Below are 15,794 nucleotides of genomic sequence, written 5' to 3' on the forward strand. Positions count from 1 at the left end.
CCGGCCGCCCGGCCGTCCGGGGCGCGCCGTAGGGTGCGGTCATGTCCCTCCTCGATGCGATCCGCGCCGACTCCGCCACTGCCGACTTCCTGGCCTGGCCGGGCGAGTTCGACCCCTCCCGCAGCTACCGGCACGTCGAGGAGGTCGTCCTCGCCTCGGGCGCGGCCCTGGAGCCGGTGGCCAAGGACGGCGCGGGCGGCACCTACTTCCTCTGCGGCGAGGGCGGCGAGGAGCGGCCGGTGCTGTACGCCGACTCCGAGGGCGGCGCGGCGCTGCTGGCCGTCGGGGTGCCGGAGCTGGTCCGGCTGCTGCTGGCGGTGCCGTGGTGGCGGGACTGCCCGCGGCTGACGGTCGGGGAGAGCCTGGAGGCGGCCGAGGAGTACCTGGAGGACGAGCCCGGCCTGCTCGCCGAGCGGGACGCGGCGGCCGCCGCGCTCGGGCTCGACGTCCCCTCCACGGCCGAGGCCCTGGCGCGACTGCGGGAGCTCGCGCTGGGCCTCGGGGCCTCGTACGTGCTGCTCAACGCGGAGGAGGGGAACGCGTACCGGCCGCTGCTCAGGCCTTAGCGGCCTGGAGCACCTGGTCCGTCGTCACCACCTTGGCGAAGCGCATCGCGTGCAGGGTGGTGGCGGTCGCGCGGGCGAGGTCGGCGGCGGGGACGGTGGTGCCGTCGGGGCCGGTCATGTCGAAGGAGTGCATGGCGTCGGTGGGGAAGATCGCGTCGTAGCCGAGGTTGCCGGCCATCCGGGCGGTGGTCTCGTTGCACACGTTGGTGATGATCCCGGTGACCACGAGCTGCCGGGCGCCGCGCTCCTGGAGCCAGGCGTGCAGGTCGGGGGTGCCGTAGAAGGCGCTGTTGACGGTCTTGGTGATGTGCAGATCGGGGGTGACCTCGGCGACGAAGTCCTTCAGCTCGTACCCCGGGGTGCCCTCGACCAGCGGGCCGCGCGCGGAGGCGTGCTGCACGGTGACGACCGGGCGGCCGGTGGCCTGCCAGGCGGCGATCAGCTCGGCCATCCGCTGCTCGGCCTGCGGGTTGTCGCGGGGGCCCCAGAAGGCGCTGTCCTCGAAGCCCTTCTGGACGTCGATGAGCAGCAGGACGGCGTCGTTGTCGAGGGTGAGCGGGGCGTCGAAGGCGTCGGTGTTCGTCATGTCCTCCATGGTGGTCGGTGGGGCGGGGGAGGCGTGATGGGCAGAGAAGTCACCCATCGATGGATTCCTGCCAGGGGTGTTCCTGCTCTAGGTTTCCTGCCATGCGAACGGTGGGTTGCCTGATCTTCGACGGTGTCCGGGCCTTCGACTACGCGGTGATCGGCGAGGTGTGGGCGAACCGGAGCTCCCGGCCCGGTCTGCCCGTCTTCGACCTGCGGGTCTGCGGGCCCGAGGGGGCCCGGGTGCGGCTGGGCGGCGGGCTGGAACGCGTCCCCGACCACGGGCCGGCGGCGCTGGCCGACTGCGACCTGGTGGTGGTGCCGGGCGTCGAGGACGCGGCCGCGCGGCGGAGCCCCGAGGTCCTGGCGGCCCTGCGGGCCGTCGCCGCCGCCGGTGTCCCGATCGCCTCGCTCTGCGCGGGCGCCTTCGTCCTCGGCGAGGCCGGCCTGCTGGACGGCCGGGAGGCCACCACCCACTGGGCGCTGGCCCCCGAACTCGCCCGCCGCTTCCCGGCGGTGACGGTCCGGCCCGAGGTGCTGTTCACCGGCGGCGACGGCCTGTGGACCTCGGCCGGCGTCGCGGCGGGCATCGACCTCTGCCTCCACCTGGTCCGCACCGCCCACGGCCAGCAGGCCGCCGCCACCATCGCCCGCGCCATGGTCACCGCCCCCTTCCGGGCGGGCGGCCAGGCCCAGTTCATCCCCACGCCGGTCCCGGACGCCGCCACCGACGACGACCCGCTGGCCCGCCTGCGCGCCGAGGTCCTGGCCTCCCTCGACACCCCGTGGACGGTCCGCCGGATGGCCGCCGCCGTCCTGATGTCCGAACGCACCTTCGCCCGCCGCTTCACCGCCACCACCGGCACCACCCCGGTGCGCTGGCTCCTCGACCAGCGCGTCCTCACCGCCCAGCGCCTCCTGGAGGAGACCGACCTCCCCGTCGACACCGTCGCCACCCACTGCGGCTTCGCCTCCGCCGTCTCCCTGCGCCCGGTCTTCACCGCCCGGGTGGGCGTCGCCCCGCGGGAGTACCGCCGTGCCTTCCGCGGCCGCGACGAGGGCGATCGGGCGATGTCGGCATCGCCGCACGCGCCGCAGCCATCTGTCGGGGACGGCGGAGCACCGCGATGAGGCGCAGCCGGTTCCTAGCGCCACGGATCGAGGGCGAGCTTCCCCCGGGTCCGGCCCGCTTCGAGTTGTCGCAGCGCTGCCGGCCCCTCGGCCAGAGGATGAAGCCGGGGGGTGCCGGGCGGGTACACGCCGTGGGCGATGAGCGACTCGATCTCGACGAGCAACGACCGGTAGAGGGCCGGGGCTCTGGTCGCCAGCGCACCGATGTGCAGACCCTTGACCTGCACCTGATGGGTGAAGACCAGATCGTGTGTGGTCAGCGTGGCGTCGCCGGAAGCGGCACCGAACACGACGACGCGTCCGGTGAAGGGTTTCGTGACCGACAGGCTCACCTCGAACGTGGCCCGTCCCACCGATTCCAGGACCAGGTCGACGCCTCCGGTCAGGCGGGTGATCTCCTCCGCCAGATCGGGGCGTCGGCTGTCCAGGACCTCGTCGGCGCCGAGCGCTCTGACGGTGTCGTGCTTGGCTGGTGATGCCGTGGCGATCACGCGCGCACCGTAGTGGCGGGCGAGGCGGACCGCGGCCTGCCCCACACCTCCGGCCGCGGCGTGGACGAGCACCACCTCATCCGCCTTGATCTCGCCCAACGGCTTCAGCGCCGCCAGCGCGGTGGCCCAGTTCAACACGAGACCGAGGGCCTGGGCGTCGCTCCATCCGGAAGGCACGGGAAGCACCCCTGCGGCCGGCATCGTCATGTACTGCGCGAAAGCACCCGGACCGGCTCCGACGACGCGGGTGCCGAGCGGCAGCGGGCTCTCGACCTCCGGGCCGACACCCACGATTTCGCCGGCGGCCTCGAAGCCCGCCACGTAGGGCGCCTGCGGCCCACCTCCGTACGTTCCACGGGTCTGCATGACGTCGGCGAAGTTGACACCGGCGGCGCCCACGCGGATGAGGTACTCGCCGGGTCCCGGGGTGGGGCGGGGGTGATCGGTCGCGAGGTCCAGATCCTTCGGTCCTCCGTGCGACCGCTGGACCAGCGCTCGCATCGTCTGCTCGGTGGTGTTCTGCTGCTCGTCGATCTCCATGCACGCAACGTAGGAGCCTGACACTTGTGTCAAGGTCAAGTGGGGGTCAGAGATCAGTGCGGCGGGCCCGGCGAAGGTAGGCGTCGAGTGCGGCCTGCTGATCACTGAGGATCGCGATACGTGCGGCGAGCCGATCCCGATGGCTCTGCACCTCGTCCAGGAACTCCGCGCACACCGCACCCGTGCCGACACCGGCCTCGTCGGTGAGGCCGGGCAGGAACTCCCTGATCAGCCGTACGGGCAGCCCGGACTCCAGCAGCGAGCGGATGACGAGCACCCGGTCGACAGTGGACTGGCAGTAGTCGCGGAACCCGTTGCCGAACCGGCCGGGGACGATCAGGCCCTCGTCCTCGTAGTGCCGCAACGACCTCGCGCTCACCCCGCTGACCCTGGAAGCCTCGCTGATCTTCATGACCGGAGGCAACGCTCCGGAGCACCGTGGTCTTCCGCCACTGACCGCTACGCCGGAGTGGAGACCTGCTCAGGCGTCGGAGAACCTCATGTGCCCCCGACAGCCTCGGGGGAGGGGTGGCGGCCCTCAGCGCCGCCACCCCGTTGGCTTCTCGGCACGGGGGCCCTGGTTCGTTGAGCCAAACCCCACGTTGGGGTGAAGTCGGCCCGTCCCGGGGCCGGGGACGGGCCCGGCCGCGGGGTGGGGCTCAGGCCGTGGCCGCCTCGCGCAGGCGCTTCTTGTCCGGCTTGCCGACGGGCGTCAGCGGGATCTCGTCCACGAGGTGCAGGGCCTCGGGCGCGTAGATCCGCCCCTTGCGGTCGGTGACGAAGGCACGGAGGTCGTCCAGCCGCGGCCGCTGTCCCGGGGCGGGGACGACGGCGACGTGGACGTGTTCCGCCTCCTGGTCGTCGCGGACCCCGAAGACCGCGCAGCGGGCGACCGCCGGGTGGGTGACGAGGAGGTCCTCCACCTCGGACGGGTAGACGTGCCCGCCGACCACGATGATCAGGTCCTTGGCCCGGTCGGAGAGGTAGAGGTAGCCGTCCTCGTCGAAGTAGCCGACGTCGCCGGTGTTCAGCCAGCCGTCCCGCAGCACCGCCGCGGTGAGGTCGGGCTGCTTCCAGTACCCGGCCATGACGGCGGAGGAGCGCAGGTGGACCTCGCCCTGCTCACCGGTCGGCAGGTCGGTGCCGTCGGGCGAGCGGATCGCCACCTCGACGCCCGGGGCGGGCCGGCCGACCGGGACCTGGCCGCCCGCGCCGATCCGGTCGTGCTCCTGCGGGGTGAGCAGGGAGATCAGCTGCGCCTCCGACATCCCGTAGACCCCGAACAGGACCGGTCCGATGACCTTGAGGGCCTCGCGGATCCGGGTCGCCGAGGCGGCGCTGCCCCCGTACAGGACGTGCCGCAGGCTGGACAGGTCGGTGCGGCCGATCGTGGGGTGGTCGAGCAGCTGGTGGAGCAGCGGCGGCAGCAGCCAGAGGTCGGTGATGCGTTCGCGCTCGATGGCGGCCAGGACCGCGCCGGGCTCGAAGGAGCGTTGGAGGACGACGGTGCCGCCGCGCTGGAGGACCAGGTCGGACATGATCCCGGCGAGGTGGGCGAGCGGGGTGGCGGCGAGCAGACGGGGCACCCCGTCGGCGGGGTCGCTGCCGACCGGGGCGTCGAAGACGCGGCGGTACGGGCCGTGCAGGCTGAGGACGCCCTTGGGGATGCCGGTGGTGCCGCCGGTGTGGCGGATGCTGAGGTCGTCCTCCGGCCCGACCCGGACGTCCGGGGGCTCGGCGGGGCGGTGGGCGGAGGCGGCGACGACGTCGTCGCCGATGGCCGGGACGGCGCCGCCGGCCGGCCCGGGGCCGAGGGCGAGGACCGTCGGCACGTCGATCAGCGGGAGCAACTCGGGCGCGTCGGCGTACCGTTCGGCGTCCACGAGCAGCACGGTGGTGTCCACGCTGGCCGTGATCTCGGCCAGGACCGGGGTGCTCATGCCGTCGTACAGGTTCACCACCCGGGCGCCCGCGAGGCCCGCCGCGTACCGGGCGCTGAGGGCCTCGGGGGTGTTGCCGGTCAGCAGGGTCACGGTGGTGCCGCGGGTGACGCCCCGGGCGATCAGCTCGTGGGCGAGGCGGTAGGTGGCGGCGGCGAAGTCGCCGGCGGTGATCCTGGCGCCGTCGGCGGTGACGACGGCCGTCCGGTCGGGGCCGGACGCTAGGGACCGGAGGATCAGCAGGGGGCCGCTGACGAACTCCGCGTCACGCACGGCTACTTCTTCCTTGCGGTTTGCAACCATGGCCACAGGCTAACCCCGCCCTCACCGCCGTACCGGGGGCGCCCGGCCGGTATTTGGCCTGAACGGGCCGTCATCGGCGCGATCATGACGGTGCATCAATGCCCGTCGCCCGACTGCGCCCCCTCGTACGAGTGAATCGCGGGGTGCGGTATGGCTCCGCTCAGAACGCCGCCGGGGGCGGCCGGAGGGCGAGATCGGTGGCGGTGGCCCAGTGGGCGGCGCCGGCGGTGACGATCGCGTAGCCCCGCTGGGAGGGGGGCAGCGGGACCAGGGCGCTGCGGCAGCCCTGGCTGTGGTGCACCTCGACGGGGACGGGGACGCCGTGCAGCAGGACCTCGCCCGGGGTCGGCGGGCCGTCGGGCGGGGCGAGGTGGGTGCGCGGGTCGAGGCGTCCCGAGGTGGCCAGGAAGGTGGCGAGTTGGGACTGCGGGGTGGTGAGGGAGCCCACCCAGTGGCCGGCCGGGACGGGCCGCGAGGTCTGGACGACGGCGACGGGTTCGCCGTCCAGGTGGTAGTTGAGGTCGAGGTGGCAGAGGAAGCCGTCGGAGGAGAGCCGCCCCAGCAGGAACGACCAGCCGGGCGGAGCGGCGCGCAGCGCGGCGACCTGCTCGCCCCACTCCTCGGCGGTCTCCCGGTGGCTGGGTATGCGGATGCCGCGCGGGCGGGTGTCGTGGAACAAGGGCTTCCCCCAACGGGCGGTACGTGAATGGCCGTTGGGACGAGTATGCGGGTGCGGCCCGACGGTTCGGGGGCGGACCGGCCGGTAGGCTCGCGCGCGACGCGGGGCGCGCGAGGCACGGCGCACGTCGCGGGGCGCGGTCCGTTCCTGCCGGGGAGTGATCCATGACGACGTACGTGCTGATCCACGGCGCGGCCACCGACGCCTGGTGCTGGGAGCCGCTGACGGCCGAGCTGCGCGGGCGGGGCCATGCGGTGGTCGCCCCGGACCTGCCCTGCGACGACGACGCGGCCGGGCTCGCCGAGTACGCGGACACGGTGGTGGACGCGGTGGCCGCGGCTGCCGCCGGGGCGGGCGGGGCGGGTGGCGACCGGGCGGGCCGGCCCGTGGTCGTCGCGCACTCGTTCGGCGGCTTCACCGGCCCGCTGGTGTGCGAGCGGCTGTCGGCGGACCTGCTGGTGATGCTCCAGGCCCAGGTGCCGGCTCCCGGGGAGCCGCCGGGGCAGTGGTGGGAGAACACCGGGTACGGGCCGGCCCGCCGTGAGTCCGACCGCCGCAGGGGCGTGGCAGAGGGCGCGGAGGAGGACGAGCGCGCCCTGTTCGTGCACGACACCCCGGCCGTGCTGGCCGACGGGCTCCTCGCGGACCACCAGCGACGGCAGTCGGCGACCCCGCTCGGGGCGCCGTGGCCGCTGAAGGCCTGGCCGGCGGTGCCGACCAGGTTCCTGCTGGCCACCGGGGACCGGTTCTTCCCGCCCGGGTTCCTGCGGCGGCACGTCGAGGAGCGGCTCGGCTTCCGGCCGGACGAGATGCCCGGCGACCACCTGCCCATGCTGGGCCACCCGCAGGAACTGGCCGAGCGGCTGGAGGCGTACCGGTCCGGGCGGTAGGCGGCGGCCCGCGCAGGAGGTCGGCGGAGTCGACTTCCCGCGCGGGCGGCGGGTCCGGGTGGGGTGTGCGCTGGCGATCAAGTGCCCGGACCCTGACGGCACATGCGGGGGTTGCGGGGCCGCCTAGTCTGCGGACGGCGCGTCATGAACGTTCAGCCGCGAGGAGAGTGGCGATTTCGGCTGGCGCGCTGACGACCCGTTTTCTGATCACCGAGGAATTCCCCGCATGCTAACGATGAACGGACCCGGCGCACTGGCGCGGCTGCGCCGACGGCTGGCCGGCCTACTGATCGCCCTCACGCTGGCGGTCGGGCTCATGGGCATGACGCCGACCGCGGCGCACGCCGACACCGGCGAGCGCCTCACCAACATCGACTGGGACATCAGCGACCTGAACGGCGGCGGCGCCTCGGCGCACCAGCGGTACTGGGACGTGATCTCCCGGCTCCACTCGCTCAGCAGCCACGACTGGTTCAGGACCGACCTGGACGAGACCGTCGTGGCGGACAACGACCAGCTCATCCAGATCAGCCTGCACCGGAGCGGCACCTACCTGGGGGCGATGTACATCTGGCCGCACAACCTGTACGTGGCCGGCTTCTACCAGGCCGGGGGCACGCACTGGGTCTTCGACGACGGCCTCGCGGCGAGGAACCGCTTCAACCGGGTCCTGGGCGTCAACGCGAGCACCCTCCCCTGGTCCAGCAACTACAACAACATCCCCGGTGGCGGCGGCAGGGCGAGTCAGCAGATCAACGGACCGCGGCTCAGCAACGCCCTGCAGCAGGTCCATCAGATCGCCGCTCTCCAGAACAGCGGCAGCGGGCGCGCCGTCCTGGCGGACTCCCTCCTCATGATGGTCCAGGCCACCTCGGAGGCGGCGCGCTTCGGGCGGATCTTCGACAACGTCCGCACCAACATCCGCGACCACGGCGTCGCCCAGGTCGGCGTGGAGAACGTCAACCTGGAGACGAACTGGGGCGGGCTCTCGAACTGGGTGTACCGCGTCATGAACAACGCCGGTACGTCCCCCTACGTCATCGGCACCGGGGTCTTCGAGCGCAGGTTCTACACGCTGCCGCAGCTGATGCAGTACGTGTCCTACATGGACCTCTTCAGCGGCTCCCGCCCCAGGTAGTCACTCCCCACCCGGGTGCGCAGGAAGTCGGCCCTGCCGACTTCCTGCGCAGTGGCATGGGGCGGTGTCGGCTCAGGCCCCGGCGGGCGGGAGCGCGGCGAGGTCGGCCAGGACCCGGGCGGCCGGGGCGGGGTGGACGAGCCAGCGCAGGTGGCTCCCCTCGACCGTCCGGACGTCGAAGGGGTTGCCGGGGGTGAGGGCGTCGCCCTCGCGGATCAGGCGGTCCTGCATGGCGGGCGGGATGCTGGCGTCGTCGGACAGCCGGACGTACGTCCTGGGGACGCGCCCCCAGGTGGCGGCCTGCGCCCGGTCGGCGGAGGTGCCGACGTCGAGGTTCTCGTCGGGCTGGAAGGTGTTCAGGAAGGTCCGGAACTCGTCGTCGCTGAGGTCGGCGGCGAACGCCTGCTTGAACGCGGCGAGCGCCGCCGGGTCGGCGGTGCGGAAGTTGACGCGGAGCAGGCCGAGTTCGGCCGGGTTCCCGACGAGCGAGGCGGCGAAGGCCCCCGGGTCGACGCCCGCCATCTCCGGCTGGGCGTAGTAGTCGTTCACGTCCAGGTCGACGGGGCACCAGGCGGAGACGTAGACGAGCCGGTCGACCAGCTCGGGCCGGGCGTTGGCGACGGCGGTCGCCGTGATGCCGCCCCTGCTGTGGGAGACGAGGACGGTGGGCCCGTTCTCCTTGGCCCGTTCGAGGACCCCGATCACCCGGGCGGCGTTGTCGGCGAGCGTGACCCCCTTGATGCCCCCGGGCTCCCCGGCGAGGGCGTCGAGGTCCTGGGGGGCCTGGTACGGCGCGGGGTAGGTCGCCTCGAAGCCGTGCCCCGGAAGGTCGACCGCCACGGACCGGTGCCCGAGCAGGGCGAGTTCGGCCTGCAGCGGCGCGAACGAGAACGAGTTCGCGAAGGCCCCGTGGACGAGGACGAAGGTGGGTTGGTTCTGCATGGCCCCAGCCTCCAGCAGAACGATCTTCGAAACAAGGTCGAACCGATGGGCCGGGTGGGAACTCAGGTGTGGGCGGTGGCTTCCCGGGTCCGGGTGCGGCAGTGGGTGAGGGCGTTCTTGAGGCGGGGGTCGGGGTTGGTGGCGGTGAGGAGTTCGCCGGCGGTGGTGAGGGTGGTCCAGTAGGTGGCGGGGTCGCCGGTGCGGGGGAGGGGGTGGGCGGCGGTGAGGGAGAGGTAGGCGGCGGTGAGGTTGCCGGTGGTGAACCAGCGGGTGAGGCCGTGCTGGTGGCCGGGGCGGATGCCGCCCATGGCGTCGATGGCGGTCAGGAGGAGGTTGACGACGGCGAACTCGGTTTCGGTGAGGGACTTGGGGATGTCGAAGACGCCGAGGGCTTCGAGGAGTTCGCCGGTGTCGTGTTCGGAGCCGGGGCGGGGGTTGGCGAGGAGGGCGTGGTAGCACTCGTCGAGGCGGCGGGTGGTCTCGGCGAGGGGGATGTCGAGGGCGAGGCAGACGGCCCGGGCGCAGGGGAGGGGCTGGTGGCCGAGGCGGGCGATGAGGGCGTAGGTGGTGGCGGGGGTGGCGCCGCGCGAGAGGGTGTGGCGGGCGAGGGTGGTGAGGTGCATGGGGGTTCGGGCTTTCAGGCGGTGGTGGCGGGGGAGATGAGGGCCCAGACAAGTTTGCCGATGCCGCCGGGGCGGTCGGTGCAGCCCCAGTGTTCGGCGAGTTCGTTGACGAGGAACAGGCCTCGGCCGTGCTCGTCGTCGGGGGAAGGGGAGTTGAGGGTGGGGTGGCGGGCGTCGGCGTCGTGGACTTCGAGGCGCAGGAGGTGGTCGGGGGTGAGGGTGAAGCGGACTTCGATGTGGCGGTCGTCGGGGGCGTCGGAGTGCTGGGCGGCGTTGGCGAAGAGTTCGCCGAGGAGGAGTTCGGCGGTGTCGCGGTAGTGGTCACCGGTGGGGAGGCCGGAGAGGTACGCGCGGAGCAGGTAGCGCGCCAGGGGCGTGGATTCGATGCGGGAGTCGAGCCGCACGACGAACATGCGGGGGGGGGGGGGGGGACGGGCAGTGAGCATGGGGGAGTACCTCAGGGGGCGGAGGGAGCGTGCAAAGGGGTAGTGCGCAATCACGCTGCGCATGCGGATGATTGCGTTCTGGTCTCAATGATCGGCCCGTGGGAGTAGCGTGACGCCCAGAACCACGTGTTGAGCACGTGACGCACAGTTGGGGGCAGTCGTGGCACAACGGAAGATCAAGCGCGGACCGACGGCCAGCTCCGCGATCATGTTCGGCGAAGAAGTCCGCTACGCGCGGGAGTTGGCGAACCTCACCCAGGAGGACCTGGGTGGGCTGCTCCACCTCGACCGGACGGTGATCTCGCGGACGGAGAGCGGCCGACGGCGGCCGTCGGTGGAAGAGGTCGAGGAGCTCGGGCGGTTGCTGAACACCGGCGACCTGCTGATGCGGCTGTACGGCCGGGTGGACTGGGATGCGTCGATCGAGCATCCGGATTGGTTCCAGGAATACGCGGACCAGGAGGCCATCGCGGTTGGGCTGCGTGCGTACCAGGAAAGCGTCATGTACGGCCTGTTGCAGTGCAGGCAGTATGCGCGGGCGCTCTTCGAGACTGGCGACGCGGCCGGAAAACCGGAGGAAATCGAGGAGCTGACCAAGGCGCGACTCGGTCGGCAGAGTCGCTTTCTCGCGCCGAACGGTCCGCTGCTGATCGTCATTCTCGGCGAGAGCGCCATCCGCACGGTCATCGGTGGGCCGAGCGTGATGAGAAGTCAGATGGAGCACCTGCTGCGGGTCGCCCAGCTCCCGAACGTCGTCCTTCATGTGGCGCCGTTCTCGGACCGGCGGACAACCATCAAGACGGATATGGTGTTGCTGGAACTGCCGGACGGGCAGCGACTGGTGTACTCGGAGAGCCTTGAACGAGGGCATCTGAGTGATGCTTCTTCCAGCGTGATCAAGTACCAGCGGCACTATGATCAGCTCCGGGGCGAGTGCCTGTCAGAGTGCGACTCGCTTCGGTTGATCGCCGAGGTGCTGGAGGGTTACAAAGATGATGAGCAACGAGCTCGCCGCAGCCGGCTGGCGGAAGAGCAGCTACAGCGGCAACGACGGCGGCAACTGCATCGAGGTGGCCCCCGGATTCCCCGGCCTCGTCCCGGTGCGTGACTCCAAGGACCCGCAGGGCCCGGCGCTCGTCTTCCGATCCGCCGCCTGGACTGCCTTCGTCGACGCCGTCCGGACCGGCGACCTGCCCCTCGAAGGCTGATCCACCTCCCCACCTCAACGCCCTCGGGGCGGGGCGCCGACCCGGCGCCCCGCCCCGAGGGCGTTCGTCCGCGCCGAACGCCGGTGGAACGTGGCCTGAAGGAGCGAGGTAGTGCTTCCGGGAGGAGCACGGCCTTCGGGTGCTGGGCGAGGGGTAGCTTCCGACCGCTTGCCGGGGGGTGGTCGGAGGCACCCCTCCGGATGGTCTATAGTTTTCCTCATCACCCAGATGCGCGGGTGGCGGAATAGGCAGACGCGCTGGATTCAGGTTCCAGTGCCCGAAAGGGCGTGGGGGTTCAACTCCCCCCTCGCGCACAGCGAACGGCCGGTCGATCTTCGGATTGACCGGCCGTTCTGTTTACCGGCTGACTCCAGCCGGACACGGGCCGCCACCCCGCGCAATCCACGCCGCCTCCGAGCAGGCCCGGGGCCGGATGGCACGGAGGCGGCCGGCCGATCCGAGGATCGACCGGCCGCCGGCGCTCACCGCGCGGGGCGGGTCACTGGGTGGCCGTCCGGAAGATCCAGTGGAGCCAGGCGGCACCCGAAGTGGGGACGGTGACCGTCGTGGTGTGGTTGAACAGGCCGTCGCCGAGGTTCAGGTGCTCCTCGGGCGTCGTGTGGTTGGTCAGGAGCGTTCCGTTCGCGCCGTCGGGGGTGGCGCACCACAGGTAGCCGTCGTCGTTGGGGCGGTAGCCGCCCATGGTGACGGCACTGCCGTTCGACGGGTTCCCCGGGCTGGTCGCCGTCGAGTTGACGTACTGCCCCTGGTTGATCAGGTAGAAGCAGTTGTCCGAGCCGCTCCGGCCCGCGGAGACGACGCCGAACTGCTGGGTTCCCAGGTGCGCGTTCGGGGACAGGACCACCGGGCGGGGCGCCGGCGCGTGGTCCTCGACGGAGAGCGCGGAGGCTCCCGCGCCGCTCTCCTGCGACACGATCTCGCTGAGGTCCGCGGCCTCCCGCGGGTCCTGGAGGAACCAGCGCTGGTCGGGCGAGCCGTTGTAGTCGCGGCCCACGAGCGCCTGCCCCTGGCTCGCCGCGGTGAGGAACTGCCGGGTGACGTAGTTCTGCAGGGTCCAGGTGCCGTCGCCCTGGGGGACCGGCGCCCAGAGCTGGTCCTCGGCCGGGCTCGGCCACACCACCGTCCGGGCGTCGCGGGCGCCGCCCTCCTGGCCGAGGTAGTGGCCGGAGTAGGGCGCGCTGTTGTTGACCAGGCGGTAGTAGCCGGTGTACTCCGGGTCGGGTTCCACCGAGTACACCTGCGTCGCGATGGTGGCCCGGTTGACCGGCTGGTCGGTGACCACGTGGCTGGTGCGGGTCGGGGAGGCCGCGTTGGTGCTGGTGGCGCTGCGCAGCACGACCTGCCGCGACAGGCTCGGCGTCGGCGACGGGGTGGCCGACGGCCGGGCCGGCAGGTTGTCGAGGGTGTACACGACGGGGTAGTGGTCCGACGTGTTGATGTTGGCCCGCTCGATGTCGACGACGCGGGGCTGCCGGGGGCTGTTGTTGGGCGCGACGGCGTAGTCCAGGACCCGCGGGGTGCCGCTGCCGATCCGGTCAGTGGGGTGCGTGGGCCGGTCCTGGGCGTGGACGGAGAGGTCGGTGCCGATCGCCGCGCGCAGGCTGTCCGGGGCGCGGTTGTAGTCGCCCAGGGCTATCCAGGGCAGGTGCGCCTGGGACATCTGGTCCTGGATGTTGCGCAGCAGCATCGGGTCGTCGTTGCCGCTGCCCGACCAGCCGTGCACCGTGAAGTAGACGACTCCGTCGACGTTGACGCCCAGCGCGGGCCGGGAGTCGTCGCCGTTGGTGATGATGCCCTCCCGGGCGACGTAGACGTCGTTCCGGTCGACCCGGGTGCGGCTGTAGACGGCCAGGTTGACCCGTCCGTAGGCGCCGTTGCCGCTGTCCGTGCGCAGCCAGTACAGCCAGCCCGTCGGGCGGCTCGCGGTTCCCAAGCGGTACTCCTGCACCGGGATGGTGTGCAGGCCGTCGTCCGTCCAGTAGTGGATGTTGGGGGTGTCGATGTTCTGCTGGAAGGTGGCACCGCCGGGCGGGGCGCCGGCCTCCTGCAGCGAGATGACGTCGGCGCCGCCCTGCCGGCTGCCGCGCCCGAACAGCTGGGGCAGGTCGTTGGCGTACTTGTTGCCGTTGGCGTCGGCGGTGTTCGCGCCCTGCATGTTCCAGGTGGCGACCTTGCGCTCGTTGGCGCTGCGCGGTTCGAGGCCGCCGGTGTCGGCGAGGAAGAGCGAGGGGCGCTTGCCCAGGTCGACCGGCACCACGCCCTGGCCGGTGTAGTCGAGGGCCTCCCGGCCGGTCCAGTCGGGGATGTTCTGGCCGCCCTGCGCCAGTGGCTGGAACCGGCCGGGGGCGCCGTTCGCGGAGCCGAACTGGTAGGCGGTGCCGGCCTGGCTGCCGTACGGCGCGTACGGCTCGAACGGGCCGCCGGGCGTCGCCTGCTTGACCATCGTGTTGTTGTAGAAGACGTTCTGCGGGCCCGAGGAGCCGGACCACTTGACCGCCTTGGGGCCGGCCGCCCACCACACCGGGTACCAGGTGCCCTCGTCGACCTCGCCGCCCTCGCCGCCGCAGTTGGCCCGGCAGTTGCCGGAGCGGTGCTCGTACGGGACCCGCAGGGTGTTCTGCTCGAACAGGTTGTCGTGCTCCCAGCCGCCGTGCAGGTTCAGGTCCGAGTCGAGGTCGTTGCGGAAGGCGACGTTGCCGCTGGCCGACCACTGGAAGGTGAAGTGGCGCAGGTTGCGGCTGAGGTTGTAGGCGTACAGCGAGTCCCAGACGCGGCTGCCGCGCAGGTAGCCGTTGCCGCCCTTGCCCTTGTTCCAGGCGCCGTCGAAGCTGTTGCGCTCGATCTGCAGGTTGCGGGCGTCCTCGGTGACGACCGGGTGCGAGCCCGTCATCTCGGCCCTCAGGCCGCGTGCCCAGTCGTTGGCGGCCCACTTGAAGACGATGCCGTGCATCGCGTACTCGGGCGCCATGTTCCCGTAGTTGTGGACGGCCTGGGCGGGGGTCAGGTCGTAGGTGCCGCCGCCCGCCTTGGGCAGGCCGGCCATGTCCTGGGTGAAGGCGAAGTCCTCGAAGCCGACGCCCTGGACCACCTTCAGCGGGGTGACCTTGCTGGGGTACGGCTTGTCGCCCAGCGCGGGGGAGCCGTCCGAGGTGGAGTCGACCGGCACGTCCCACTCCAGCGGGCGGTCCAGGGTGACGGTCTTCGCGGTGCCGTCGAAGCCGGTGACCCGGAACATCTGCTGGCGCATGTGCAGGTTGTCCATCTGACTGCGGTCGGAGACGCCCTGCTGCTCGTAGAACTTGACGCTGTTGGCCGCCCCGACCCAGACGTAGCCGCCCGGGGAGAACTTCTTCATGTCGGCCTTGGCGTCCAGCTGGACGGTGCTCTGCCCCTCCCGGGCCGCGTAGCCGGGGTCGTCGGCCCGGGCGGCCACCTTGATGCCGGAGGCCCAGTGCTGGTTGACGCTGCCCTCGAAGATGTCCTTGCGGTTGGCCGGGGCCGCCGCCCAGTCGTCCTGGTAGCGCTCCGCGACGTCCCGGGTCTGCACCCGGAACATGCCGCGGCCCGGCCAGATCCAGCCACCGGTGCCGACGTCGCTGCCGCTGCCGGCCTTCATGCCGTCCTGGTCCCAGCGGCCGTTGACCAGGGTGTCGTAGCGGGTGTCGGCGTCCGGCCGGAACACCAGCCGGGTGCCGCCGTCGCCGGAGCCCTGGCCGCGCAGGACCAGGTAGTCGGCGTCGACGTAGACCTGCCGGGAGACGTCGATCCGGCCCGCCGGGAGGGAGATCAGCGAGAGCCGGTTGAAGCCGGCCCGCGGCGAGCAGTTGGCCTTGACGTCGTCGACGGCCTTCTGCAGGCCGGTGGTGTCGTCGGCGCCGTCGTTCGCCTTCACGCCGTACCTGGCGGCGAGCACGTCCGGGGTGATGCGGCAGCCGGGGTCGTCGGTCAGGTCGCCGTCGTCGGGCAGCTCCTGGCCGCCCCGGAAGCCGACCCGGGACCAGTCCGGCATGCCGGCGGCCGGTGCGGTGCGGTTGGCGTAGGTGAGGTCCGGGCCCTCGGCGCCGGGGCCGGCGGTCACCGCGGCGGCGGCCGAGGGGGCCGCGGAGGCGGGTGCGGCCTCGGCGAAGGCGGGCAGTGCGGCGCAGAGCAGCAGGCCGGACAGGAGCGCGGCCGCTGGTCGTCGACGTTTCATGGGACTTCCTTCCGTGTCATCGGACGGTCCGGGGGGGCGGACCGGGGCGTCGGGAGGGGGCACGGCGACGCCCCCGGCCCTTCACGGGTGCCGGGGGCG

15 protein-coding genes and 1 tRNA gene are annotated in these 15,794 nt (G+C 72.2%); 7 read left to right on the forward strand and 9 right to left on the reverse strand.

All coding sequences use genetic code 11. From position 1 onward, the window contains the following. The first annotated feature begins 41 nt into the window (after positions 1 to 41). Positions 42 to 566 carry a hypothetical protein gene (locus ACFY0X_RS25540; protein ID WP_387757852.1) on the forward strand — a complete coding sequence of 175 codons (525 nt, stop codon included), beginning with the start codon at positions 42 to 44 and terminating at the stop codon, positions 564 to 566. On the opposite strand, the gene ACFY0X_RS25545 is transcribed toward ACFY0X_RS25540, so the two are convergent. Continuing rightward, positions 556 to 1,152, reverse strand: coding sequence for a cysteine hydrolase family protein (locus ACFY0X_RS25545; RefSeq protein WP_387757853.1), 597 nt, complete (start codon positions 1,150 to 1,152; stop codon positions 556 to 558). The two genes, ACFY0X_RS25540 and ACFY0X_RS25545, sit on opposite strands and share 11 nt — an antisense overlap. 101 nt (positions 1,153 to 1,253) lie before the next feature. Between ACFY0X_RS25545 and ACFY0X_RS25550 the strand changes: the two genes are divergently transcribed. Next, positions 1,254 to 2,282, forward strand: coding sequence for a GlxA family transcriptional regulator (locus ACFY0X_RS25550; RefSeq protein ID WP_387757854.1), 1,029 nt, complete (start codon positions 1,254 to 1,256; stop codon positions 2,280 to 2,282). Positions 2,283 to 2,296: 14 nt separating this feature from the next. Here ACFY0X_RS25550 and ACFY0X_RS25555 read toward each other — a convergent pair whose 3' ends face one another. The 4 genes from ACFY0X_RS25555 to ACFY0X_RS25570 all read right to left on the reverse strand — a co-directional run bounded on the left by ACFY0X_RS25555 (position 2,297) and on the right by ACFY0X_RS25570 (position 6,235). Next, on the reverse strand, positions 2,297 to 3,313 hold the full coding sequence (locus ACFY0X_RS25555; protein ID WP_387757855.1) for an NADPH:quinone oxidoreductase family protein: 1,017 nt from the start codon (positions 3,311 to 3,313) through the stop codon (positions 2,297 to 2,299). A 46-nt stretch (positions 3,314 to 3,359) separates the two neighbouring features. After that, positions 3,360 to 3,725, reverse strand: a complete 366-nt coding sequence (locus ACFY0X_RS25560) for a MerR family transcriptional regulator (protein ID WP_387757857.1) — start codon at positions 3,723 to 3,725, stop codon at positions 3,360 to 3,362. A gap of 247 nt (positions 3,726 to 3,972) precedes the next feature. Further along, positions 3,973 to 5,526 (reverse strand): AMP-binding protein, encoded by a 1,554-nt coding sequence (locus ACFY0X_RS25565; RefSeq protein ID WP_387757859.1) that lies wholly within the window; start codon positions 5,524 to 5,526, stop codon positions 3,973 to 3,975. 190 nt (positions 5,527 to 5,716) lie between these two features. Next, positions 5,717 to 6,235 (reverse strand): hypothetical protein, encoded by a 519-nt coding sequence (locus ACFY0X_RS25570; RefSeq protein ID WP_387757861.1) that lies wholly within the window; start codon positions 6,233 to 6,235, stop codon positions 5,717 to 5,719. A 164-nt stretch (positions 6,236 to 6,399) separates the two neighbouring features. On the opposite strand from ACFY0X_RS25570, the gene ACFY0X_RS25575 reads away from it, so the two are divergent. Further along, entirely contained in the window at positions 6,400 to 7,125 is a 726-nt protein-coding gene (locus tag ACFY0X_RS25575) for an alpha/beta hydrolase (RefSeq protein ID WP_387757863.1), read from the forward strand. A gap of 226 nt (positions 7,126 to 7,351) precedes the next feature. Further along, positions 7,352 to 8,263 carry a ribosome-inactivating family protein gene (locus ACFY0X_RS25580; RefSeq protein WP_387757864.1) on the forward strand — a complete coding sequence of 304 codons (912 nt, stop codon included), beginning with the start codon at positions 7,352 to 7,354 and terminating at the stop codon, positions 8,261 to 8,263. Positions 8,264 to 8,335: 72 nt separating this feature from the next. Here ACFY0X_RS25580 and ACFY0X_RS25585 read toward each other — a convergent pair whose 3' ends face one another. The 3 genes from ACFY0X_RS25585 to ACFY0X_RS25595 form a co-directional block, all read right to left on the reverse strand. Further along, positions 8,336 to 9,205 (reverse strand): alpha/beta fold hydrolase, encoded by an 870-nt coding sequence (locus ACFY0X_RS25585; RefSeq protein WP_387757865.1) that lies wholly within the window; start codon positions 9,203 to 9,205, stop codon positions 8,336 to 8,338. A gap of 62 nt (positions 9,206 to 9,267) precedes the next feature. After that, entirely contained in the window at positions 9,268 to 9,828 is a 561-nt protein-coding gene (locus tag ACFY0X_RS25590) for a hypothetical protein (protein ID WP_387757867.1), read from the reverse strand. 14 nt (positions 9,829 to 9,842) lie between these two features. Continuing rightward, entirely contained in the window at positions 9,843 to 10,232 is a 390-nt protein-coding gene (locus ACFY0X_RS25595) for an ATP-binding protein (RefSeq protein ID WP_387757868.1), read from the reverse strand. Positions 10,233 to 10,434: 202 nt separating this feature from the next. Between ACFY0X_RS25595 and ACFY0X_RS25600 the strand changes: the two genes are divergently transcribed. From ACFY0X_RS25600 to ACFY0X_RS25610, 3 genes are all read left to right on the forward strand, one after another. Beyond that, positions 10,435 to 11,382: a Scr1 family TA system antitoxin-like transcriptional regulator gene (locus tag ACFY0X_RS25600; protein ID WP_387757870.1), complete on the forward strand. Its 948-nt coding sequence runs from the start codon at positions 10,435 to 10,437 to the stop codon at positions 11,380 to 11,382. Beyond that, complete coding sequence (locus ACFY0X_RS25605; protein ID WP_387757871.1) at positions 11,345 to 11,482, forward strand: DUF397 domain-containing protein; 138 nt, start codon at positions 11,345 to 11,347, stop codon at positions 11,480 to 11,482. Before ACFY0X_RS25600 ends, ACFY0X_RS25605 begins: the two co-directional genes overlap by 38 nt. 230 nt (positions 11,483 to 11,712) lie before the next feature. Further along, positions 11,713 to 11,796, forward strand: a tRNA-Leu gene (locus tag ACFY0X_RS25610). Between the two features lie 185 nt (positions 11,797 to 11,981). Here ACFY0X_RS25610 and ACFY0X_RS25615 read toward each other — a convergent pair. Next, positions 11,982 to 15,695 (reverse strand): RICIN domain-containing protein, encoded by a 3,714-nt coding sequence (locus ACFY0X_RS25615; RefSeq protein WP_387757872.1) that lies wholly within the window; start codon positions 15,693 to 15,695, stop codon positions 11,982 to 11,984. Positions 15,696 to 15,794 lie beyond the last annotated feature (99 nt).

This window comes from Kitasatospora sp. NPDC001547 (genome assembly GCF_042894165.1).
In the GTDB taxonomy this organism is placed as follows: domain Bacteria; phylum Actinomycetota; class Actinomycetes; order Streptomycetales; family Streptomycetaceae; genus Kitasatospora.